Annotated in this window: 25 protein-coding genes; 23 read left to right on the top strand and 2 right to left on the bottom strand. The window is 55.5% G+C overall.

What is annotated here, in order from left to right; translation table 11 throughout:
• The 13 genes from Q9451_RS31545 to Q9451_RS31605 all read left to right on the top strand — a co-directional run bounded on the left by Q9451_RS31545 (nucleotide 1) and on the right by Q9451_RS31605 (nucleotide 12,498).
• On the top strand, nucleotides 1-1,188 hold the full coding sequence (locus tag Q9451_RS31545) for a replication protein (protein WP_123085154.1): 1,188 nt from the start codon (nucleotides 1-3) through the stop codon (nucleotides 1,186-1,188).
• A 2,117-nt stretch (nucleotides 1,189-3,305) separates the two neighbouring features.
• Nucleotides 3,306-3,704, top strand: a complete 399-nt coding sequence (locus Q9451_RS31550; RefSeq protein ID WP_123085157.1) for a hypothetical protein — start codon at nucleotides 3,306-3,308, stop codon at nucleotides 3,702-3,704.
• Nucleotides 3,701-4,033, top strand: coding sequence for a hypothetical protein (locus Q9451_RS31555; RefSeq protein ID WP_172688462.1), 333 nt, complete (start codon nucleotides 3,701-3,703; stop codon nucleotides 4,031-4,033). The genes Q9451_RS31550 and Q9451_RS31555 overlap by 4 nt, the downstream gene beginning before the upstream one ends.
• Before the next feature lie 463 nt (nucleotides 4,034-4,496).
• Nucleotides 4,497-5,132, top strand: coding sequence for a hypothetical protein (locus Q9451_RS31560; RefSeq protein WP_123085160.1), 636 nt, complete (start codon nucleotides 4,497-4,499; stop codon nucleotides 5,130-5,132).
• Nucleotides 5,129-5,491, top strand: a complete 363-nt coding sequence (locus tag Q9451_RS31565; protein WP_172688463.1) for a hypothetical protein — start codon at nucleotides 5,129-5,131, stop codon at nucleotides 5,489-5,491. Before Q9451_RS31560 ends, Q9451_RS31565 begins: the two co-directional genes overlap by 4 nt.
• Nucleotides 5,492-5,499: 8 nt before the next feature.
• On the top strand, nucleotides 5,500-5,964 hold the full coding sequence (locus Q9451_RS31570; protein ID WP_172688464.1) for a hypothetical protein: 465 nt from the start codon (nucleotides 5,500-5,502) through the stop codon (nucleotides 5,962-5,964).
• A gap of 384 nt (nucleotides 5,965-6,348) precedes the next feature.
• Nucleotides 6,349-6,762, top strand: coding sequence for a hypothetical protein (locus Q9451_RS31575; RefSeq protein WP_235375667.1), 414 nt, complete (start codon nucleotides 6,349-6,351; stop codon nucleotides 6,760-6,762).
• A gap of 147 nt (nucleotides 6,763-6,909) precedes the next feature.
• Nucleotides 6,910-8,739, top strand: a complete 1,830-nt coding sequence (locus Q9451_RS31580) for a PRTRC system ParB family protein (RefSeq protein ID WP_172688466.1) — start codon at nucleotides 6,910-6,912, stop codon at nucleotides 8,737-8,739.
• Between the two features lie 31 nt (nucleotides 8,740-8,770).
• Nucleotides 8,771-9,265: a PRTRC system protein E gene (locus tag Q9451_RS31585; protein WP_172688467.1), complete on the top strand. Its 495-nt coding sequence runs from the start codon at nucleotides 8,771-8,773 to the stop codon at nucleotides 9,263-9,265.
• Nucleotides 9,266-9,276: 11 nt separating this feature from the next.
• Entirely contained in the window at nucleotides 9,277-9,489 is a 213-nt protein-coding gene (locus Q9451_RS31590; protein WP_010792614.1) for a PRTRC system protein C, read from the top strand.
• Between the two features lie 105 nt (nucleotides 9,490-9,594).
• Nucleotides 9,595-10,971: a hypothetical protein gene (locus Q9451_RS31595; protein WP_172688468.1), complete on the top strand. Its 1,377-nt coding sequence runs from the start codon at nucleotides 9,595-9,597 to the stop codon at nucleotides 10,969-10,971.
• A gap of 9 nt (nucleotides 10,972-10,980) precedes the next feature.
• A complete protein-coding gene (locus Q9451_RS31600) occupies nucleotides 10,981-11,673 on the top strand; it encodes a hypothetical protein (protein ID WP_172688469.1) in 693 nt (230 codons plus the stop codon).
• Nucleotides 11,674-11,676: 3 nt separating this feature from the next.
• A complete protein-coding gene (locus Q9451_RS31605; protein ID WP_123085492.1) occupies nucleotides 11,677-12,498 on the top strand; it encodes a PRTRC system ThiF family protein in 822 nt (273 codons plus the stop codon).
• Here the strand turns inward: Q9451_RS31605 and Q9451_RS31610 are convergent.
• Nucleotides 12,485-12,811 carry a hypothetical protein gene (locus Q9451_RS31610; protein ID WP_123085493.1) on the bottom strand — a complete coding sequence of 109 codons (327 nt, stop codon included), beginning with the start codon at nucleotides 12,809-12,811 and terminating at the stop codon, nucleotides 12,485-12,487. The two genes, Q9451_RS31605 and Q9451_RS31610, sit on opposite strands and share 14 nt — an antisense overlap.
• 155 nt (nucleotides 12,812-12,966) lie before the next feature.
• Between Q9451_RS31610 and Q9451_RS31615 the strand changes: the two genes are divergently transcribed.
• From Q9451_RS31615 to Q9451_RS31640, 6 genes are all read left to right on the top strand, one after another.
• A complete protein-coding gene (locus Q9451_RS31615) occupies nucleotides 12,967-14,379 on the top strand; it encodes a hypothetical protein (protein WP_172688470.1) in 1,413 nt (470 codons plus the stop codon).
• Nucleotides 14,366-15,118 carry a hypothetical protein gene (locus Q9451_RS31620; RefSeq protein WP_057382971.1) on the top strand — a complete coding sequence of 251 codons (753 nt, stop codon included), beginning with the start codon at nucleotides 14,366-14,368 and terminating at the stop codon, nucleotides 15,116-15,118. Before Q9451_RS31615 ends, Q9451_RS31620 begins: the two co-directional genes overlap by 14 nt.
• 185 nt (nucleotides 15,119-15,303) lie before the next feature.
• A complete protein-coding gene (locus Q9451_RS31625; RefSeq protein WP_057382972.1) occupies nucleotides 15,304-16,104 on the top strand; it encodes a hypothetical protein in 801 nt (266 codons plus the stop codon).
• Between the two features lie 170 nt (nucleotides 16,105-16,274).
• The gene (dnaN, locus tag Q9451_RS31630; RefSeq protein WP_172688471.1) at nucleotides 16,275-17,381 is read left to right on the top strand and encodes a DNA polymerase III subunit beta; all 1,107 of its coding nucleotides are present in this window, start codon (nucleotides 16,275-16,277) and stop codon (nucleotides 17,379-17,381) included.
• A gap of 24 nt (nucleotides 17,382-17,405) precedes the next feature.
• The gene (locus tag Q9451_RS31635) at nucleotides 17,406-18,974 is read left to right on the top strand and encodes a sigma factor-like helix-turn-helix DNA-binding protein (RefSeq protein WP_057382974.1); all 1,569 of its coding nucleotides are present in this window, start codon (nucleotides 17,406-17,408) and stop codon (nucleotides 18,972-18,974) included.
• Nucleotides 18,971-19,324: a hypothetical protein gene (locus tag Q9451_RS31640; RefSeq protein ID WP_079743069.1), complete on the top strand. Its 354-nt coding sequence runs from the start codon at nucleotides 18,971-18,973 to the stop codon at nucleotides 19,322-19,324. The genes Q9451_RS31635 and Q9451_RS31640 overlap by 4 nt, the downstream gene beginning before the upstream one ends.
• On the opposite strand, the gene Q9451_RS31645 is transcribed toward Q9451_RS31640, so the two are convergent.
• Complete coding sequence (locus tag Q9451_RS31645; protein ID WP_123085496.1) at nucleotides 19,291-19,752, bottom strand: hypothetical protein; 462 nt, start codon at nucleotides 19,750-19,752, stop codon at nucleotides 19,291-19,293. The genes Q9451_RS31640 and Q9451_RS31645 overlap by 34 nt on opposite strands.
• A gap of 118 nt (nucleotides 19,753-19,870) precedes the next feature.
• Here Q9451_RS31645 and Q9451_RS31650 point away from each other — a divergent pair, with 118 nt between their 5' ends.
• The 4 genes from Q9451_RS31650 to recA all read left to right on the top strand — a co-directional run bounded on the left by Q9451_RS31650 (nucleotide 19,871) and on the right by recA (nucleotide 22,903).
• Nucleotides 19,871-20,416 (top strand): hypothetical protein, encoded by a 546-nt coding sequence (locus tag Q9451_RS31650; RefSeq protein ID WP_010794215.1) that lies wholly within the window; start codon nucleotides 19,871-19,873, stop codon nucleotides 20,414-20,416.
• Nucleotides 20,417-20,469: 53 nt separating this feature from the next.
• Nucleotides 20,470-21,462, top strand: a complete 993-nt coding sequence (locus tag Q9451_RS31655) for a twin-arginine translocation signal domain-containing protein (RefSeq protein ID WP_223290564.1) — start codon at nucleotides 20,470-20,472, stop codon at nucleotides 21,460-21,462.
• A gap of 62 nt (nucleotides 21,463-21,524) precedes the next feature.
• Nucleotides 21,525-21,827 (top strand): hypothetical protein, encoded by a 303-nt coding sequence (locus tag Q9451_RS31660; RefSeq protein ID WP_012805990.1) that lies wholly within the window; start codon nucleotides 21,525-21,527, stop codon nucleotides 21,825-21,827.
• Nucleotides 21,828-21,865: 38 nt separating this feature from the next.
• Nucleotides 21,866-22,903, top strand: coding sequence for a recombinase RecA (recA, locus tag Q9451_RS31665; protein WP_172688472.1), 1,038 nt, complete (start codon nucleotides 21,866-21,868; stop codon nucleotides 22,901-22,903).
• Nucleotides 22,904-22,941 lie beyond the last annotated feature (38 nt).

Consider the following 22,941-nt stretch of genomic DNA (forward strand, 5'->3'; position numbering starts at 1 on the left):
ATGGATGTAATCGAATCACAGAACGACTTGCTCACAGGCCTCGATTGTAATTCGCAATCCCTCTCGAGGAAAGAAACGGGAGTCGTAGCCCGTTTGAATAGCATCAGAAGCAAAGCTACTGGAAAAAGAATCCAGGAGCCTGCGGCACCATCAACGCTGCCCTTGTTCTCGGCATACCAGATCACTCTCGATGATAACGATCTGGGCAATCTGGTTAGCATTTATGATGCGCTTCCACGGTTCGCATGGTCTGGGAAGACTGTTCGCTCAGTCGCCGAAATGACTATTGTTAAGGAAGGTACGATTAACGGGGAGCCGTTTCGTGTAATTCTTAAAGCTGTTCCAATGCAGAAGCGGCTCAAGGTGGATGGCAAGCTGTCTAAGCAAGTCGAAGATGTTGGTGTTTTCCCCGGCGCTCGTGAGGAGTTCGTTGAAGAAGCACTTCGCAAATTTTCAACACAAGGCAACGCCAAATTTAACGAGGCTGAGTGCTCTGTTCAATTTACTCTTTATGAACTACATAAAGAGCTTCAGTCGCAGAAGCATACTTATACGTACGCAGAGCTCCGGGAAGCCTTAGAAATCCTCAGCGAAGCTCCTCTTACTATCCAGACTCGGACGGCGGATGGCGAGGTGATTGACATTAAATCGACCTACCTTCCTTTCCTGGCTATTCGTAGTAGAAATAAAAGAAGCTCCGCATACGTGCAGCCCTCTCCGGATGACGACCCTGAAAGTTCAGTGCTTTGCAAAGCTGTTCTTCACCCGCTTATTTCAAGAAGCATAGCAAATGGTGATTACCGGCTTTATCAATACACCACATCCATGGGACTTACGAATGGCATTGCTCGTGTCCTATACAAGATGCTTTCCTTCAAATGGCGAAACGCATCTCCAAGCCATCCGTTTACTTTTTCACTCGTAGATTTCTTATCTAACACAGCTCGAGGTCTTTCGAACCGAATGCCGGAAGACTTTCGCGCGATGAACATTGCGTTGGAGCAGTTAGTTAAAGAAAAGGCTATCCAGCGTTACGAACACACCAAAATTGCGAAGTCAAAGGGGAAAGGGGCAAAAGACTATACTTACAAACTCTGGCCGACTAACGAGTTTGTTTCCACTATCATCAAAGGGCATCAAGCTGAAGCTCGCCGAGAAATTCAGCTGATGGCAAAGCGGGCGCGCTGACCTGCGGTCTGCCGGCAGCCCACCTGCCGGCACCTCCACCGAACCTTCCACTACTCAGGTTTAGTCCACGTATCTCCCCTAGGACCTTCTGGCACCATTTCTTCTCATAGACAATCTGCCTATCACTCAGGAGGTAAGTAGATGTCGGCCGAGCCATCCCCCGCACAAACAATTGCCAGTGCTCGCGAATGTGGAGCGCTAGCTCCCTTAAACCGCAAGAAGATTCGCGCTCAGTTTGGGTTGGTGGATGTGATCACTGCAGACCATGTCCGTAGGGCGACAGCCCTCGTGCTGGAACGTATTCAGGACTATTACGAGGTTGTCCAGTACACCGGACCTGGCTACGTATATGGCCGCGTGGACAGTGAATGGCCATCCGCCCTCTACGCAACACCAACTTTCAACTACATGGAAGGGAAGTGGAACCATACGGAAATGACGCCAACTCATCCGATCTGTACCTCAGAGCGGCTGTTCAATGAAGCGGGCTGGCTTTGTCTCGACACTGCTGGTCGGGTTGCAGTGTATGAAATGTGCCTCGAGGTCCCTGAGGCCAAGATGGTCTTGGAGCAGGCCCGATATGCAATCCTGAGCATGTGCAATGACCGCGCGTTATCAGAAACGGATTGGAGAAATTCACGACGCAGGATCGGTACCCGAGGCATACGCAAACTGCTCGAGCGATTGGGCTCGGTACTTCACCTAGTCAACATTGGGATAGGGGCAGTCAGACCGGTTGTTATGGCTCCCGGTTCGACTCTTGCCGGTCTCAGACACATTACCGACTGGTCAATGGGCTCTGAGTCAGGTCGAAAGGCTGGCCACATTAGTTGGTAGCCAAACCTCAGTGCATCGCTACTGAGGTTTGGAGCATGATTTCTCTTCTATTCCCCCATTCCTGGTTTTGATCCACTATCACTTCCAGGCTCATCGAGCACTGAGGTTTAGTCCACGATTGATGTTTGGTCAGCATCGCGGGCCAGCCCCGGCGCACACTGAGGTTCACCCCACGATATTGGCCTGGACCCGCGCCAGGCCAAGGTCGCACACGAAGGCTCCATCCATGATTCTGGCCCCCGGCCTGCCCCAGCTCCCGGCGTACACCGAGGCTTCGCTCATGATCTGGACCCGCGGCCTGGCCAACGGCGCGCACGAAGGCTCCCCCCCTGATTCTGGCCCCGGCCCTCAACCCACCCCCGGCTTACACCGAGGCTTCGCCCATGATCTGGACCCGCGGCCTGGCCAACGGCGCGCACGAAGGCTCCCCTCCTGATTCTGGCCCCGGCCCTCAACCCGCCCCCGGTTTACACCGAGGCTTCGTCCACGATCAGGGCCTGGAGCTGCATCCCGGCCGCCACCAGCACCGAGGCTTCGCCCACGATCTGGACTTGGACCCGCGGCCAAGCTAACGGAGCACACGAAGGTTCCGTCCATGATTCTGCACCGGCCCGCAGCCCGCCCCCGGCGTACACCGAGGCTTTCCCCACGATCCAGTCCCGGGCATGTAACTCAATCCCTGCGCACATGAAGGCTCCTACTACTCAGGTTTCTCCCACGATTCCCCTTCTTTCTCGGCAGCATCACGTATGCAGTACCCAACCGCATAGATTCCCCAGCGTTGGGGTCCACCGAAAGATACTGAGGTTTACTCCACGATCCCCGCTGCTCCAGCGATCGATTCCTGATCTGCTCAACCGGGCCAATCCGTCCTAACCGGTTTATCCAGTAGTCAGGTTCACTCCACGGTTGTACTGAGGTTTGCTCCACTCAGGGGTTTTATGGGGTACTTATCTACAGGGCTAGGGTCGATAAAGCCGCTCGGCTACTCAGGTTTCCTCCACGTTTCGGGACGGCATAGTCAGGTCTGCTCCACGATTCGATTCTATACAGTGAAGGTTTGGTCCACGATTCTCTTGAGGCCGGCCAGGCATAGTGAGGATTGGCTCATGATTCTAGGCAGGTTTGCCTCACGATTCTCCGCTCAAATCCTTGTTTTTAAAGGGATTTGTGAGCCTCTCCTATATTCTTCCTTTTTCCTTATATTTCCTTTGTCTTGAGGGTTCTGGCACAAGCAGCATCATGAGGGAATCCACCTACCAATTCAGGAGGTGAACCACATGCCCAACAACAGCCAGAACTCCCTCACCAGCCGGGCAAAGACCTGGCTTTCTGCTCCACGGACTCTCGAGGAAATTCAGGACGCACATTTGAGGCTGGTCAAGAAGACCCAGAAGGATAAGTCGATCGACCCGCAGGACGGTCGAACAGCTCTCGAGGCACTGATTGAAGGGTACGTGGACGCTGGCGGTGAAATGTTCGATCTGTACCAAACACCGGAAGCACCCCAGGCGGCCCAAACCGACAAAGCGGCCGTTAAAACGTCCTCGGTGTTAGATCTGTCGCCGCTTTGTCCTGACGTTCAACCAACTCCACCTTTGACCATGGAGGAGAAAGCCAAGGCAATTCAGAACATCCGAGCAATGCTTGCCCGGCCGAGCCAGGTGTCGGCCCAATGAACGCTCTAGGTCAAGCTCAGCAATGGCTGCAGAGTGAGCTGCCGTCGCCAGATGAAATCAGGCAATCCATCGACAACCTCTGTCATCAACTCGCAGGTTGCAGAAGTCTCGAAGGTCAGAAGGACTTACAAGCCGCGATACAGTTGCTGATGAAGCAATTCGGGGAGAGCCCTCCAGAGGTGTCACTCCCTGACGTTCCCGCGCCTACAGCTCAACTCGATACAGGAAATCTCATACCCGATGAAGTTGGGGAGGAGGCTTTACTGACCCCTGAAGAACGTCGAGCTCGCTTCAACGCGCTCAAGGATGAGTTGGCAAGACCGTTTTAGGGTAAGGCCTGCTTTCGCCCTTTGAGTGGCTCCGACGGCAAAGCAGGCACCACATCCGCATCGACGTAAATGTCTGCGTCGAAGAACGCGACGACATCCTTTAGCTCAGATGACCGAAGGAGATACGCTAAACCAGGATGGTTACTCGTAATCGTCTTCCAGGCCTCCTTCCTACGGTTATCGGGGAGTCCTGTAAGACGCACATACCTCTCACCAGCTTGCACCGTGGGCACAGAAATCGTCGTAAGCCAGGCCATTTCTTGCGGAGTGCTCATGTCCCCTCCTCTACGGAAAACTCCGACTCTGACAGCCCGTCAGCCGCATTCAAGCCAATTAGCAAGCCTGGATTTCTAGCCCGCGTTTTGGCGTGAATCCATATGCTGGATCGTTAAAATCGTTCTGGTTTCGGAAACCAACAATCCAGGAGCGGGCAATTTCGCCCTGGCACTCGAAAAGGACCACTATGCGAATCATCACGCTCGTTCCTCTCGCTGCTCTGGCCGTAGCCTTGTCGGGTTGCGCTAACAAGGAGTTGCAAGAGACCTCCTACAGTTACGAATCGAAGTCTCACTCCGGGACTGTCCAGGTTATCGAGCGTACTGATGGTCCTTCGGATCAGTGCCCCAAATTTTGGCGGGATGGGGAGCCGTATCAACCGACCGGGCTGAAGCAAATGACTGGCTTCCGGCTGAAAGTGAATCTCCATAGCGGCTCGGATTCGAGCCACGGTCAGGACCTGGACTTCGTTCTGCCTTCGAACAATGGGCATCAGGTAGTCATGAAAGACTTTCAGAAGGAGCGGTCTTGGCTGCTGGGTGTCGACACAAATGGGCTGGTGAAAACAGGCGAACTTTTCCATTACCCCGAAGGATTCTTCATCCGTGCTGCAAGCCCTCAGATCTCGGACAACACGATCAGCTTCTGCCTCGGGGTGGATCGGATGTACGTACCGCAGGCTGACCTGAACAGCAGCACCAATCCAGTGATCCGGTTGGATCGCTTGAATATTCGGTTTGCCGGCGAGAGTGGTGAGGTCGTTCGGTATGACTTCGGGACAGTTGATCCGATTCGGGTGACCGTGTCTGCGGAGGCCCTATGACCCAGCTCACCGCGGCGACAAAGTCGGTTCTGCGATTTCAGGGCAAAGCACTGGCTTGCCCGTTCAGCAAACTGACTGCCAAAGAGCTTCTGGAGTACATCCTGGGCTATTACGAAAGTTTGCACCCAAGCTTCATCCGCATCGAGTACCCGCTAGGCAAGGAAGAATTCCTCTACAACATCCTGAAGGACGGCTATGGGTTGGCACCAATTACCAGCTGGGGGCCTGCCCAGGTGGAAGTATTGGAGGTCTCAGCCGAAGACCTGAAAGCGACCCCCAAAGACCAGCTGGACCATGACTCGTTCATGGAACAAGCGGCCTGGCGTCTCATCACCCGCACCTTTGCTGAAAAACTGTGAGGACCTCCGTGATCAAGCGACTTCTCCCCTTGCTTCTTGTAATTGCTGGCAATGCCGAGGCAAGCCAGGCTCAAGTTTCTGTCATCGTGGGTTCCAATGAGCCGGAGGTGTTCATTGTGCCGTTCGACGGCCAAGCTCACGAACTGGACATCCGTGATTCTCATCGTTACCACGCCGCATTTGTCGACCCGGCGACGAAGCGCGAAATCTGCCGTGATGGTGAATACAAGACGGGGCTTGTGCTGAAGCTGCGTTCGCTTCCGATCGAAGGAACTGAACAGCCGATCGAGGTGTTGGGGATGGTTTCCTCTCTCAGCGCCATCAATGACGGCGCAAAACTCAAGTGCGGGACCAATCAGGAGGTCAAGCTGACGAACACCGCCTTGTCTGACACTGTTCGGTTGCAGCCCAACAAGACCAAGCCAATGGTCATAGACGGCAAATGGACCGTCCTGCTCAAAATGCAGCGGTGACCTGAACGGGAGGGAATCGAGATGACTTGGAGCTATTTGCGTAGAGACTTCCTCCCTCCCCTGGCCATTTGCACGTTTTGTCGTCGGCCATTGCACAGTGAAAAGGGCATCGTTATCACCGATGAAGACGGTACCGAAGCATTCGCTGGCCCCAGCTGCGCTAAGAAGCATCTGGGACAGCCGGAAGAGCGGCTGCTTGATGTATCTCGCCTGGCCCTACTGGTTGTGGCTGAGGAACCAGCGCTGCACAACGAATCGGCCCCATCAAAGGCATCTCCAACTCCAGAGATAGGGGCTGGAACATCACCAACGTCTAGGCCACAACGTCCTCCTCTCCCGCCCATAGACGAGGTAGTGCAATACGTTCGCCTCCGATGTGAAGCAATGAACGGCTTCAAGTTCGCTGTATCGAAGGTGTTGAAGCTGGCTCACGTCGAGTACAAACAAAGCGGAGAGATCGAAGATGATCTCCGCAAGCAGATCGGCGGCGCCATGCGTAACGCGGCGGCCAACAAATCGGTCCTGAGCCCAATCAACGTCAAACGCTGCATTGGCCTCAACCACTGGCTTGTGGAGGCAGTTCAGCACACGAGCAAGGATCGACGCGAGTTCCTGGAGCAGATGCAAGTGCATCTCCACCGCTTCTGGATGCTCACTCCAAAGCAGATGGCCGCTATTAATCGTTGGGGCCAGCACATCCGGAAGCGAATAGACGATTTCCCACTCCTCGATGAGGAAGCGTTCTCAGGCGTCATCCTTCCCGAGTTCATGCAACGGAATCCATCCAGCCGCCGATAAGTTCAACCCTCCATATCGGTTTGGAAGTGGGGACATCAAGGCCCAAACCGCTAGGCCCTGCCTTGCGGAAAATAATTGCGGCCCGGTTCTGCCACACACCGATACCCCTGAAAGTTTGCCCATCGCAAACACACAGAGGCACTCACCATGACCGCCGTGATTCAGCACATCCCCACCCAAGACGCAGCCTCCGCAGAACAGGCCGATATGCAGCATGTAGCTGTTGCCCGCGTTCGCCGCAACCCTACAGTCGATCCCCGTAAGGGCCGGAACACCGCTCTCTATTCTCAGATAAAGGAGAGCATACGTCAGCATGGGGTGCAGCAACCGATCATCATCCGCCCGGTTGATGAACCCGAGTTCGACTATGAGGTAGTCGCAGGCAACACCCGCTGGCAGGCTTCCGTCGATCTGGAACTCCTGACAATCCCAGCGATCATCCGTGACCTCACTGAGGCTCAAGCACGGATCATCGCGGCCATCGAGAACATGCAACGTGCGGATTTAACCCCGATTGAAGAAGCACAGCATGCCGTTGTTGTACTGGCTGACTGCGGCAACGATCACACGGAGGTGATGAAGCTGCTCGGCTGGTCCCGTACCCGCCTCGATAGTCGGATCATGCTTTCCCGAGCCTGCCCGGAAGTCCGCGATGCTCTGCTACAAGGTCAAATCAAGATCGGCCACGCTGAATTGCTGTGCCGTCTGGTGGAAAGCGAGCAGGCACCCATCCTGGCCAAGATCATCGATCAGAATCTGACGGTTAAAGACACCCAGGACCGGCTCTTTACGATTGCCCGCGATATCTCGTCCGCTCGCTTCGACACCAAGGACTGCGCGTCGTGCCGCCACAATTCGGCTGCTTACGCGGACCTGTTCGACACCTCAGTAGCCGGTGCCAAATGCCAGAACGCCACCTGCTGGAACCAGAAAACTAGCCAACTGATTGAAGTCAAACTCATCGAGGCCCGCGACGAGTTCGGGGTAGTGCATACCGACCTGACACTGCCAAAGGACGGCTATGTCCAACTTGAAGCGAAAGGGCCGAATGGCGTTGGTGATAGCCAGATCACAGCCTGCCTGTCCTGCTCCAACTATGGGGCCGTAGTGAGTACCACAGCGGGTCACGAAGGGACCGTTGCGGGGGGCTACTGCTTCGACCGTAACTGCAACAAGGACATGCGAGAAACCTACAAGGCCACACTCGCAGAAGCGGCTGGGCAGGAGAACGCCCATGAGCCAAACAATAGCGCGACTGAACCTCTGTCCAAAACTGCCTCGACCAACACTCAGGCATCGATACCTGCTGCGGCCAAAAGCAAGGACAAGCCTGCACAACCGCAGGCGTTGAAGAAGTCTATCCGCCGTGAGGCATTCAACCTCTATGGCCAGATGGGTTCCAAGGCAGTTCAAGGCAATCGCAGGCTCGCCTTGGCCATCGCCGTCGTCAGTATGTACCTGGAGATGCGCAGCAGCTTGCCTCACGAGCTGGCTAACCGGATCAAGAAGAAGCTGGGCATGCCTGACGCCATGCTGGACAGCAGCCGCTGCAATGTGGAGGTAGAACTGGCCAAGCTGGAGGAATCTGAACTACTGGAACTGCTGACCAATCTCGCGTCCTGCACCACCTTCCGTAACGATAGCGCCGACTCTTTCGAGAAGTCGCTTCCGGGTAGTCAGTCGATTGCCTACATCAAGCATGAAGGAATGCAGCCGGTTGAGCATTTCCAAATGAGCGAGAACTACCTCAAATCTCTGGTGAAAGCGGGAATCATCGCGGACTGCAAGCGGTCAGGATTCGAAGCGAAGTACAACGAGGTTCACGGCGACAAGGCTTTCGGCAAGCTCTCGACCGAGAAAACAGATGCCCTGATCAAAGCGGTACTGGAATTCAAAGAATTCTCTTGGGCCGGGTATCTCCCCGAAGCATTTGAGATTTCTGTTCAGGCCGGTTCTGGCACACGTCGCTCGGCCTAACAATAACCTCATCGAAACCAAGGAGCCCCTAATGACCACCTTCTTTACCGCTATCAGCCAAGCGCTGACCGACAGCACCAAGCGCATCAACATCGACGTCTCCGGCCTCGAAGGAGGCCGTGTGAAAGTGGTGCTGAGTGCAAACATCGGCCCCACACCTGCAAACGCTTCCGAAACCGAGATCAAACTGCGCGCAGCCATCGCCAAGCCGATGATGCTGTCGGGCACCCCGGATGAAGTGGAAGCCGCGCTATTCGAGCGTGTCCGCAGTCATGCGGAGGTAGTGAACCACGGCATGTCCGCCTTGGACGAAATCCGCAAGCTGAGCGAGGCGGCAGTGCAAGCAGCGAAGCCTGCTCCTAGCGCACCCACAACCGCGAAAGGGAACAGCGTTCCAGCAGAGGACGACAGCGACGATTCTGAACTGGAGAGTGGCTCTGAGCCGGCAACCAAGGCCTCCACCACCCCGGCTCCAGCCCAGGCGGCAACTCCCGCCCCCTTCGCAAATCTCGCTGAACGTTTCTGAGGAGCGACACTATGAGCATCGCAATCGTCACCCTGGACCGTGTTTTCCGTTATGCCGGGCGCGACTTGGACGATCCCGATCCGAGCATGGAGCCGAGCGACGTGCTGAAACACTACAGCCGCCAGTTCCCACGACTGGTAGGCGCCAAGATTGTTGAACCTATTTCTGAGGGCGACCGCTATGTCTACGAATTCCGTGAAGCCAGCTTCGGAGACAAGGGTTAAGGACGCCCTCTCCACCCTCAAGGCGTGGGCGGACGGAGATTCCTCCGCCCGCTCCGTCCCGACCAACTCCGACCACGATCTATCCAACGAACAGTTGAGGCGGCTATGGGCGCTCTTGAACTCTCCAGCTTCCCCCGGAACTATCAATTCCCAAGTTCCGCGCTGAGCCCTCTGGCTCTCCCGCAGGTCACCACGGCCATGCGGGAGGCCCATAGCCACGCATTTGGCGAATACAGCCACCTTGTAGACCGCAAGAGTCATGCTGCCTTCTGTCTTGATGCTCACGATGGCGGCCTGATCGGTGACAAGGAGTTGGATTGGCTCAACGCCTATCCAAACGACTATGGCTTGCACCTAGTCACCAATGAGGTGATCGAGGCCATTGAATCCCGAATTGGGTTCTCAAAGGTCGGGCTAATTCCTGGAATCAAGCGACGCACCAAGCTCATTGAAACCCCGGCGTACGAACTCCAACCCGCAGCGCAAACCACGCTGGCGTGCATCGAAGCAGGACTCTTCACTCCTGAGTCGGTAGAGGACTTGGTCGCCCTAGGCCCCAACTGCGCCTACCACCTCATACAGAAGGTGGAACAAAGCCTTGTTGATCTGGCTACAGCCGATTGCCCGGATGTAAAGGATTGGCTCTACCTCGGCGTTCAGGGGGCGAAGTTCATCATCAGCGCCAAGTATTTCAACCGGTACGAGTTGACCTTGCCATCAGAGGATTGCGAGGAATTCCGTGAGGTAGCAGTCTTCCTGTTCAAAGCACTGGACGCCATGTCCACTTACCTTGTTCATTTCCACACGCCTTCCAGCTTCATGGGCGTTTACAGCTACGACAATCATGGGTTGGCGGATGCATATGGTGCGATCAAAGAACGCATTCAGAACTCTTCCCCTGAAGAGTTGACCGCCTATTTGCTGGAGACACCAGAGGAACAATTCCCCTTTGAGGCATGGGCAATGGGGATCGAGGGTGACGACCGCGATGAAGACTTCATCGAGGGGGTCGCGTATCAGCTGAAAGAAATGGACAACCTGACTCGACGCACCCATTTCACCTTGACGCATGGGGAGGACTCCAACCACCCAGTCGAAATTCAAGAGTTGATGGGACAGGTTCAGGACTCCATCAACGCTGGCAGCCTGTTCAAGCCTGTTCTGGAAGTGATCAAGGACGCATTTGAGCTTTGCCATCGGTACGCAGTAGAGGGCAGCCAAGCAATCAGTGAGCACGACCTCCAGGGCTCAGCCGAGGAAGGGGTAGGTGTGTTCGAGACGCTGGTTGTGACGATTCATGGTGAGTACAGCACGCTCGAAGATGAAGCCTGCAATGGCTTCGATGACCGGGTAAACGGTGTGGGCGATCTGCATTTGGCGCTTCCACTGGATGGAGAGCTTCTGGCACAGCAGACCGTGACGATACTGGACAAAACCAAGCAGTGCGTATCGCTGCTCAGCCGCCTTACCCAAGCTCTCTAAGGAACGATCATGCTCAGTGAAAAAGTCGAATGCCGCGCCATGCTCATCCATCGCCACGTCGAAACCCATCGACTTGATATCACCAGCCATGAGGTCTTGCCTCTGGAGGGTGGGAAAACCTTCACCCTTGGTGCTGGCCGAGCCTTTTCGAGCCTGGACAAAGAGGTGTTGATCGACCTCCTTCGGGAAGAAGAACCCAGCATCGAGTTCCTGCCTGAGAACCTGCTGGTGCGGGGCCGCAACAAATTGGTGTGGTACACCGCGCCCCAGGTGCTGGAAATCCCGTTCCGTGGCGAGATTATCAAAGCACCAATCCCCGGCCTCATTTACTTGGCTGGCGGTGTACTGCGCTGCTATGCCTACAAAGGCAAGAGCCGTCCGACGCCGGAAACTGAACTGCACTTCGCTCCGCTGGGCAACACCTATAACAACGGCACATTCTGCTCAGGTAACGTCAATCTGCCGCGAGAAATCCTGATCGAGAACATTCCCATCTGGCAGCGTTTTGTCTTGGAGAGCACGAATACCCACGGCGGAGGGGTTATCCCCCTCAAGGGTATCAAGGACTTCAACGAGTTGGTGCAGTTCTACCGTGACCTTTCAGCCAAGCAAGCGAAGAAGTTCCCTGACCGTTGCCTCAAGCTCACGGAAGTCAAAGGCAAGCCTCTGACCCTCAAAGCAGCAATCAATGGGGAGGGTTGAGTCATGGGAGCCGTTCAGAATTTGATCCCGGAAACCATCAGCTTCAAGACTCCAGACTCATGGCTGTCGAGCGCGCCACGAATTGTCGTCATCGGGGCTGGTGGGAACGGCAGCGAAGTAGTGGATTGCCTCGCCCAGTTCCATCACGCCATGATTTCGCTCGGGCACAAGCATGGCCTGCATGTCACCATCATCGACGACTCCGTTGTACGCGAACCGAATCTTGTACGTCAGCGTTTCTGGCCTTGCGACCTCGGCCAGTACAAAGCAATCAGTCTGGCCAATCGATACAACCTGCTGCTGGGGATGAAATGGGAGGGACTCCCCTATCGCTTCCCCTCTCGCGCAACTGATGACGCTATTGGCAATGCTGATCTCATCATTTCAGCAGTAGACCTACCCTCGGCCCGAGTGGCCATCGGCGCCTGCGAAGCGGTCAAACATAACTGCATGTGGCTCGACCTCGGGAATGGACACCGTCATGGTCAGGTGGTTTTCGGTGGTATCAACAAAGTCATGCGCGACCGATTCCCGAATGTCCTCGACGCCTACCCGGAAATACCCTCGTTGGAAGATGACCACACCAAATCTTGCTCAGCAGCCGAGTCCATTCGTACTCAGGACTGCCTTGTGAACCGTGCGGTGACCACGGCAGGGATGGGCATCGTGTGGGAGCTACTGCGTACTGGTGAAACGTCCAAGCATTGGCTTGTGTTGAACTTGGGCACAGGAGAGCAGATGAGTTACCCCTTCCCTCCTCCTGCGCCGAAACAGCCGAAGGCAACAGGCAAGAAAGGGAAGGTATCGAAACTCAGAAAAGTGTGAGCTGGTTGTGGGAGACATACATGGCCTCCAGCGCAGCCTGTGGTGATACGTCGGCAGGCTGATCCGGAAGCGCGGCAAGTACCCGCTCCCGATATCCTGAGCGCAAATACGCCGTAGTACAGCGAGGGCAGATTGTGAACGTGTGAAGGTGGGGCAGGTCGCCAATGTCCACATAGGCAATCTCAGGGGAACCTGCCAGTTCATCCCCGCAGATTGCAACTGAATTCACCGCAAGCACATCCGCCTGCACCGAGGCAATATGCACTCGGCCATCCAGGCAAACCAGGGCAATGGAACCGCCACCATTCAACACGTGCCACCTCTTTAACTGACTCCTCCCGAGTATATCGAGCAGATTCCAGCATTCCAGCGAAGGCCCTGGTCGGAACCTACTACTCGATGTTGAACCATGGCAGCTGTTCAGGGGCACCTGGCCCCCACTATTAGGGCGAACCAGGTGAAGAACTCATGCCAACCATACACTTCTACGACACAGTCACTGCCGGGCGCTCTCCAACCGAGGGCCAGGTTATTCGCTTTGACTCCGCAGTCTATCCAGCCCGAGGATCGGTAGACCTCTCAACTACCCATATCAAGCTCCGAGACGACGTTTTCCTCGATCCTGATGTTGTGATGAATAGTGACCTGGCCCTACTGGCGTTCGACCAGGGTTGCAGCGAAGTAGAGTGGGCCAGAAGGGTCTTCGCGGAATTCACCCGACCGAACACTCTCCATATAGCCTTTGGATCAACGACAAGGCACGATCCATTCATTCGAGCTTCGTTTTACCGGAATCTGCTCCCGTACCCCTGCCTGGGCGTACCTGATACTGCCCACTTCCTCGATCTGGATGTCCTACTTCGAGCAATCCTCCTGATCCGACCAGGAGAATGCCCTTGGAATGTTGAGACGCTTACTGGTGGAGCTGGCGGCCTCTACCAGTTTCTCATGTGGGATGCGGGATTCGGCAGTGAGAACCGGGCACTTCGGGTCAAAGAGGTTCTTTCCAAAATCTCGGAATCGAGCCCAAAGCTTCTCCGCCACGCCGTCACAGTCAGCTCACCGTCCCAGATCAAGGCACTCTTGGGCCTTGATGGGGGGGAAGTCTGGGACCTGCGGAGTGTGAAGCCTGTGGTGATGGTACATCCCACGCTCCCCGATAATCGTGGAGCAATCCTCGCTATGCCAGTAGCAGCTGACGTGAGTTATCCCGACCTGATTTGCATGGTGGACTTAGAGGCTGACCTTTCAAGCTTATGCTCAGACTCCACGGAGTCACTACAGCATTTGTCTAGGGCAAACAAAGGGGACCGCTCCGCGCCGCTTTTCCACATCAGTATGTCCCGAATCCCCTTCGTGGCCCCGCTGAGCGCAATTCAACCGGATGATGCTAAGCGCCTGGGCATCAATGTCTCCGCAGTGAAGGCGAACATCCAGCGCCTGACATCAGCGAAACACCTGGTGGGCAGATTGCGGGATGAACCGGTGCTGCAGCTAAACGCTCAGCCCGCAGACGTTGACCACCGAATGTGGGCGGGTGATTTCCCTTCATCTGACCTCGACCTAATGCGCCAGCTGCATTCTTCGGGGTTCAAATCCTGGCAGGACCTCCTCTTAACTGGCACTGACCGCCGACTTCGGGATCTCGGTAACCGGATGCTTGGTAGATACCTGCCTGATGCCTTATCGCCTAGCGACCGAGGAGTATGGCTGCGGCATGTGGATCAGAGAGTCCGGGGAGATTTCAGCGGTTCGTTTCGGCTGGAACAGCTCATGGAACGAGCGGAGGATATGTGTCAGCAGTACCCGACGGCAGCAGGTGTCCAAGGCTTTCGGGAACGACTTCATCGTTTGAAGGGGATGATCAATGATGGATTTTGAAACACCGCCAGTCTTCGACCCATACGAGCACAGACCGTTTCAAGGTTATATGTGCAGCGAAGGACGGCAGGTGGAGACCTATCTCTCCCTCATGCACTTCATTGAGGCAGAGAAATTCCGCGGTTTGGACGAGGGCTACCGTCGATACATTCTGAGTATCGAGGACCGCGATGACTTCATCCTCGAAACAGCAGGAATCACCCAAGGTGTCCGCCGACCGGACTGGGATGAGATCAAAGCACCAATGGTCCGCGCAGGGCTCTGGATGCAACTGGTACAGCACAAAGATGCAATGGTACCGCTCATAACACATCCAGGATGTGTGTGCCCTGTGGGCCTGGTCAATGAGGCGATTCAAGAGATATACGAGCGGCTTCATTCTGGCGATCCATTGCGAAAAGTCTTGCTCGCCGGGGACGATTCGCCTAATGCCTTGAGGAGTTCGGCTTTTGATGAGGTCCTCGATCACATCTTCAACGTCCGGCAGCCTGACGAAGTCATCGTCTCGGCTGATGGCGGGGTATCCATGCGATCCGCTGCTTATGCGGCACGACGCTACATTCCGCTGCGGTTTCTTCCTCGGGTTCAAAGCGCTGGAGAGTTTGCGAAGAACGCGATCAGCCAGGCCACCCATGTCTTTCTTCTGGGCACCAATGGCCAAGCTTCCTTTGCTCAAGCAGCATACGATTTAGCATGCGAAACTGGTCTTGTTGCCCACCAGCTCGAGCTGCCAGCGTGAAGGTGTGGAATCTGGGAGTCATACTGTTCCCCATTCTCATGGGAGGGTGCGCGGTTGAACAACCTCGTTGGGTGACGGATAGGCCCGCTGCGTACTGTTACAAAACTGCTGACAAGGTATGTCTCACGGACCTGATTTCGGCCCACCTACAGAAAGCTCCTAGCGGAGCGGTTCGTGATGACGCTATGTGGAGAGCAGCTGCTGCGGTTCGAATTGCAGGAGCTCAATTCCCAGAGGCTCTGAAATCGCTTCAGTCCTCAGTAGAGGCGTTTTCCTGCACTGCCAAAGGGTTCTACTGGGAAGAAGCCTCCGCAGCAGTCCAAGAAGCTCAGCAGGGCCGATTTCGGAATGCACTATCCGCCGCCCAACAGATCGATGGGAAGGACGCCCGTACCTATGCCCTTTCGCTGATCGTGCAGATCTCTTCCGAGGCCAAGGATGACAAAGCCCTTGGTCAAGCCCTGGATGTATTAAGCAAAGACGATGAGCGAGCTTACATGGATGCCTTGCTTCTTCGCCTGCAGGTGTTACTCGCTCAGGGCGATCTGGAGCGATCCTCGGCTCTCCAGAACCACCTTCTTGCTTTTTTCGCCAAAGACCCAGAGACAGGGGTTGAACCAGCTACAGAAATGGCAATCACCTACCTGGCGCAGGGGTTAAAACTCGATGCTCGGGATTTCCTGGTCAGGGCCGCTGATGGGATTCCAGGGGTGAGGTCTGCGGACAACCTGAAGCTGTTCAATCTTGTCGGCCAGGTCATCGATGGGTACCGCCCCATACCCGATGACTTCTACCAATTCAGCTCTGATTCGGCTCGTTTGCGGGCTTATCTTGTGGTGGCGCGGTACTACCGAAACACCGGGAATCGGGCGATGGTCACTTCTATGCTGGTCGACGCATCTCGCTTCACCCAAAAGGCAAGTTTCAAAGCCAATCGCACCGAGGTCGCAAGCCGGTTAGCTGACTTCCTCCGCGATTCACACTAGACCTTTTTCCCCAGGAATTGTGCATAACTCGGCGGATAACTCTCTGTATTCCAGTCCGTAGCTGGCCTCTACACGTATGGGCGTTTTTCAGCCAGAAAGGACATGCTGTACAGGTTCTGGCACAGCCGCGCATCGCCGTAAATGGGAGCATCTTTCAGAAGGAGACTCCCATGAAGTTCACTGTCCAGGCTGCACCTTTAGCTGCCATTTTCAAACAGTGCGGTCGCGTCGCATCTAAGAAGGCCGGCGATATCAACGGCAATTTCCTGATCGATGTTCAGGATGGCCACCTCAATGTAACGGCGAATAATGGCCACCAGCAGATGAGCCTTCACCTGCAGGACCCAAGCCTGATCGTTCGTGAAGCTGGCTCCGTCTGCATCTCGGCATCCAAACTCGAACAGATCGTTTCCTCTCTTCCCGTAGATCGTGATGTGACTGTATCCGTGGGCGAGGAGAAAGCCACTGTCACCTGTGGACGTTCACGATTCAGCATCGCCACCCTACCTGCGTCCTCTTTCCCCAAGGCTTTGCATTCCGATGGCCAGGTCCAAACGGCACTGACTATCGAGTCGCATTCCTTGAGGGACGGCATCCGTGGTATCGCATTTTGCGTTGCCCGGAACGATGTGCGTCAGTACCTGAACGGGCTGCTGTTCGAGGCCTCGGAAGGGAAGCTGACGCTCGTGGGCACCGACGGACACAGAATGGGCATGGTAGAACTCCAGATCGAGAAAAGCTCATCCATGAAGTTCATTCTGCCTGTCGCCTGCCTTGAGGACGTTGCCAGCTTTGCCAGCCACGGCTACGTCACCATCACCCACTCTGGCAATCTGGTCAGTTTTACCGCAGTCAATGGGACCATGACCTCCCGCCTTGTCGACGGGGCCTTTCCTAACTACTGCGCTCTCATTGAGCGTGCAGAGACTGGTCAACTGATCAACTTGAACCGTGATGCGATCACGAGCGCTGTTGCTCGTGTCAGTCTCCTCTCAGATGCTAAGTCCCAGGCAGTCCGCCTCAAGTTTGGCCAACAAAGGGTCGAGGTCGTCTCTGTATCGAATGATGCCCTTTCAGAAGCCGAAGACCTGCTGCCGTGTGACTTCGACGCGGCCCCTTTCGATGTTGGGTTCAACAGTCGCTACGCACAGGAAGCTTTTAAAGCTGTATCCAGCACCGACCTGCAGCTTTTTTATTCCGGCCCTGCTTCTGGCACGCTCATCAAGGCCAAAGACTGCCCCCATCAGAAATTCGTACTCATGCCGGTTCGCCTCTAAGGCGGACCTCTGAAGGGGCAAGAAATGAGCCACACCGACCGCTCTAGCCTGACTGAAGGCACCAACACTAAGCTCGATTGCCGCATAGCCACCCAGGAGGCCCGTAAGGGCTTCCTGTTGCCTAACTCACTCCCGGCCCTGCCTTCTTTGGAAGGCCCCAAGGCTTTGCTTTCTCTGAGCCAGGAACAGTCCCTGGGCTACCGCATCATTCTTGGCCAACTCAGCCTGCTGAAAGCAATATCGAGCGACACCAGCATTCTGCAAGGGTTGGTGACCGACATTTGGAACTCCATTGGCGAGAACGATAGCGTCGATAAGGCCGCCGCACTAATCTTCCAGGACGGAGCATGGGTTCGCGCGGGCTCAATTCCTGACAGTGAGTTTGCATCCATTCTTCGCAAGAAACTGAACACCATCCAGACCCTGATTGCGGAACTGAAAGCGTTCGCTCTCCCCGGCTTCGAGGACAATCTGTTCGTGGCAGCTGTCCGAGACGAAATCCAGAAGAAGGTTCTGGAGATCCTGCCCTACGACATCATCCTGAACCGCGCGGCCGGAGAATTCCGAACCAAGTGCAAGGACCTGTCCAGCCTCTGCAAAGGCTTGGTGCAGTACATCTCAGAGGAGGTTCGCCTTCCTCGTTCCAAGGTCGCAAGAATCATCAACGGGAAGTGGACGTCACCCAAGCTGATGCCTGGTCTGATGCTCTCTGGGGGCTACGAGTTGAAACTATATCCTCAGAGAGAGTTGCGCCGGCTGCGCCAAGAGATCGTTGAAAAGCAGCGGGACATCCTTTCTGCGGCGTCGACTGCAGATATGCCGGCCGAGCAACTGCTGGCCGCCTTGGAGGGATTCAACTCTGCCGAGCGGGTTGTTCACGAGACCGTAGGGTTCTTTGCCAATGCGAATATGCGCCTGGTTGACCAGATCGTCTCTGGGTATCGCTTCGCCACAGACCTCGAGCAAGTCCGTTCGGCAGCTCAACTGGGCCTCGTGAGAAGCATCTACCGGTACGCACCGGAGATGGGCTTCAAATTTTCGACCCTGGGCATGACTTGGATTCGTCAAACGATCCTGCGTGACCTCACCCAACAGGAGCTGATCCGTTTGCCTGAAGGATCACATGGAGCCTTGAGCAAGCTTACAGCTGCTCTGAAGGAGCAACCGAATGCATCCAAAAAGCACCTGAGCAAGGTTTGTGGACTCTCGATGGATGACGTCGAGAATCTCCTCTACTTCGTGGGTGTAGGAAAGCCCATGTCTATTGACTCCACCTTCCAGGAGAGTGGCAGTTCAGAGGCGGAGGGGATGCACGATCTGCTCGCGGACTCGAACAACAGCTTTGTTGAGGAGGTGATGGAGGAGGATGCCGCCGGCTACATAACTGAGGTGCTCGGGGACGTTCTCAACCAGCGGGAACTGCAGGTAGTGGTTGCACGCTATGGAATTGGAGGAGCGGAAGCCCAGACTCTTGCGACCCTCTCCGAGATCATGGGTGTTTCGAAGGAGCGGGTACGTCAGATCGAATGTGAGGCCCTGAAAAAGCTGAGAGAAAGTGAGCACGCAGAATGTCTGCTGGAGATTTTGGAATGAGTAATTTGAGCCTACCTCTGTACGGTGCTGAGATCGAGGCTTTTGGAGTTCTTGGCACCTTCATCGGCGCTGACCTGATGGATGATGGCGATGTCCACTTCACTCTGAAAATGCCGGAATCCAATGTGCGATTGGCCCACAGTTACGCGGTGGCCGAAGATCAGTTCTGCCTAGTCGTGGGAGTAAGTCTGATCCAGGTGTCGAAGAAGAACTGCGTATGGCGCAGCTCACCAGGCTTTGATGTGACGGATGATGAAGGATTCATTGCGTTTCGAGTTGATCGGCATGTACGAGCGGCAGTAACGGTAATGAAATTTCAACGAGCCATCTCTCGTCTCAATAGGATCTGAGCTCGATCGCGTTGCCTTACCGATGCGGTATCCATCTCAAGGACGAGCTTGGCGTACTCGGCCACACCTTCGAAGTCACCGACAATCAGTAGCTGGTCTGCTAGCTGGAGGTTCATAGCTGCGTCATCACAATCCACCTCCGGCCTGGTGACGAGTACGGGCTCTTCCACACGTACTTCCGCTTTCGCCAGTTCGATCACCCGTTCAGGCTCTGTAGGTGAAGTCTGGTTCGGCGTAGCAGATTCATGGGGAACCATGTTGATTTTCGGCTTTGCTGGAAGTGTTTCGTCCAGATGGTGGTTACTGCTATGCGCTTCTTCGCCAGCTGAAGCCTTCCCCGCGGCACTATTCAGTCGACCGATCCATAGGGCGGCTATGGCACCGAGAAGAAGCACTGATCCGATGACGCCCAAAATCTGAGATTCCACGTTTCTATCCTCATTTTCCTTGTCCTAATAGTGTCTCGAGGGTGCCTCTTTTTCGTTCACGCTGGTGGCACACGTGAACATCTCCAAAATGCGCATCATCAGCCACAGGAGTAGTTCTATGCGTGACAACGACGATGCGTTTCAGACAATCGAGGTACCGGTAAACCTCAACGGAACGGTGAAGGTGCGTGTGCCCAGTCACTGCCACCCAGAGGAAGTGGAAAAGCTAGCGCTGGAGCAGTTCAAAGCTCGACTCAACCAACCAGTAACTTTTGGTGAGTCTGGCTACTGCTCCTATGAATTCCGCGGAGAAGCATGGAGCACCAGAGGCCAGGCCCGGGTAGGGAACCTTGAATTTGAGGTTCGCCATGACATGGCCTTGAATGTCTCTGGGGCCATGGTTGCTCTGGCACCTGCGGCAGGACAATTCGGGGCTGACAGGCTCCGAGCTCGACTCACAGCCTACGTATCCCGGGAAGCGGTCTACATCACGGGTCGTAAACCTGGTACCGACCTAGAGCATGTAATGGTGATGGTCGACATCCAGGACGGAGAACCGACGGTGAACGTGATGTCGCCAGACGGCGATGACCAGTTTGACGCTGACGGAAGCATGCCGATGGTCAGTGTGGGCTTCCCGGGTATGTGCTGGAACCTCAACTGAGGGGCACTCCCAACCCACTATTAGACCAAACCCTTGTTCTGTAGGTGAGTGAATTGGAAGTCTCCCGTCGACGCTTCGTGAAGATGTCGGCTGCAGCCAGCGCTGCAGCCGCCATTGGGTTTGGGGTGAAAACTCAGGAAGCAGCCGCGATGAGTGCCAGCATCGCCACTCTTCTTTTCATCGACCCCATCACCCTCGAATACAAAATTTTCGGGCCATGCTGCCATTTCTGCCCAGACCATCTGATCGTCTCTCATTACCAGCCAGTAGCGTTGGTGGAAGTGATCAAAGGTGGTGGAGATACGGTACTCGGCCAACCCATTGGTGGCCCACTCAGTGTGGGCACGGACAACAACGATTACACATCGATGGCAGTCCGTATCTGGCAATTGCCGGACTGGGCGATCGACATCGCAATGGGCTATCAGTCGTGCAAGCTTTGTGGTGTGGATGCTGCTCGCACCACTAACTTTTCCCTGACCTCTGCCTTAGACATGTGCGGTGCAGTGGCCAACCCTATCGTGTCAAAGGGCGTCAATGCGTTCAATTCAGCCCTGCCGAACTGCTTCCCGAGATTGCTCTACAGCACCGAGTTCGACCCAACCTGGAACACAGGATGTCGGGACATTGGAGCAGCAGAAGCCATTGCGGGAGTGATTTGCAATCCGCTCACTGGCTCATTCTCCATCCCTGGAATGGAGATCTGCATAGGACAATGGGGTGGTCTCTATCCCCGGCAAATGGCTTCCCATAACGACAACGCGGCGATCGCTGCCGGAATTGCAGCATACCGAGCAATCCACCTCAGCGGCTTCACAATCGGCACCTTTCCCTTCAGTGCGGCCCTCTCTGTTGGGAAGCTGCAGCAAACTCAACCCTGGCCAACCGTCGGTTTCAAGGCCGGTAGCGCTCTCCTGGACACAGCCATGAGGCTATACCCCGTCTCCCTTGAGGAGCTGTATGCCTTCGTGTGGTGGACTCCTGTGGTCTGCTGCAAGGAGTACGAAGAAATCATGGGGGTTTGCTCGCCAACAATCTGCGGTTGAGTTGCTTCTGCCACATCCAGATATCCATAGATTGGTCTCAAGTGCCACATGAGGACCAATCTATGGACAGCTTCCAGATCACCACCTCTCCCCTTCTTCGCCAGTTCGCAACACGCCTCGACCCACAGACCATCCAGGTAACGACCAAGCTGGGCGTAGCAACGATTATTCGCGCTGATTTCGATCCAGTGTCTTTCCCAGCAGATGAAGATCTGCAGGAGGACTTTTTGCGCGATCTGATCAACCGGGCAAACCCTGGAGCTCTTGAACTGCTCAATCAATCACTCGGCAAATGCCTTGGTGATCAAGCCAAAGCAATTCGACAAGTCTTGGGTTCTGGCACATCTGAAACCGGCCGAGATTGATCTCACGCATCCTGCGTCCACAGAACGGAGCAACTTCCATGAATGAGCAACGTAACAAGGCCCTTCAAGCAGCACTGGGTCAGATCGAGAAACAGTTCGGCAAGGGCGCGGTAATGCGCATGGGCGAACACGAGCGCCAGGCCATTCCTGCGATTTCCACCGGCTCAATGGGTTTGGATATCGCCTTGGGCATCGGCGGACTGCCGAAAGGCCGGATCGTCGAGATCTACGGCCCGGAATCCTCGGGCAAGACCACCCTGACCCTCTCGGTCATCGCCGAAGCTCAACGCCAGGGCGCCACCTGCGCATTCGTTGACGCCGAGCACGCGCTGGACCCCGATTACGCCGGCAAGCTGGGCGTCAACGTCGACGACCTGCTGGTCTCGCAGCCGGACACAGGCGAGCAGGCTCTGGAAATCACCGACATGCTGGTGCGCTCCAATGCGGTGGACGTGATCATCGTCGACTCAGTGGCGGCGCTGGTGCCCAAGGCCGAGATCGAAGGCGAGATGGGCGACGCCCACGTCGGCCTGCAGGCCCGCCTGATGTCCCAGGCGCTGCGCAAGATCACCGGCAACATCAAGAACGCCAACTGCCTGGTCATCTTCATCAACCAGATCCGTATGAAGATCGGCGTGATGTTCGGCAACCCGGAAACAACCACCGGTGGTAACGCCCTGAAGTTCTACGCTTCTGTGCGCCTGGACATTCGTCGTACCGGGTCGGTGAAAGATGGCGATGAGCAGGTCGGGAACGAAACCCGGGTGAAGGTGGTAAAGAACAAAGTCTCCCCACCATTCCGCCAGGCGGAATTCCAAATCCTCTATGGGAAGGGGATCAACAAACTCGGTGAGATTGTTGATCTTGGGGTGGCTGGTGGTTTGATCGAGAAGTCGGGGGCTTGGTACAGCTACGCAGGTCAGAAGATCGGCCAAGGCAAGACGAATGCCTGCCAGTATCTGCAGGAGAATCCCGCGGTCAGCGATGAGATCGAGGCGAAGATCCGCGGCCAGAAGATCACCGGTGTTGCGGTGATCACCGACTCTCCTGGTGATGACGATCAAGAGGTGGCATAGGCTAACTGAAAAGGCCGCCCATAGGGGCGGCCTTTTGT

It is taken from the genome of Pseudomonas sp. NY8896 (genome assembly GCF_039634505.1).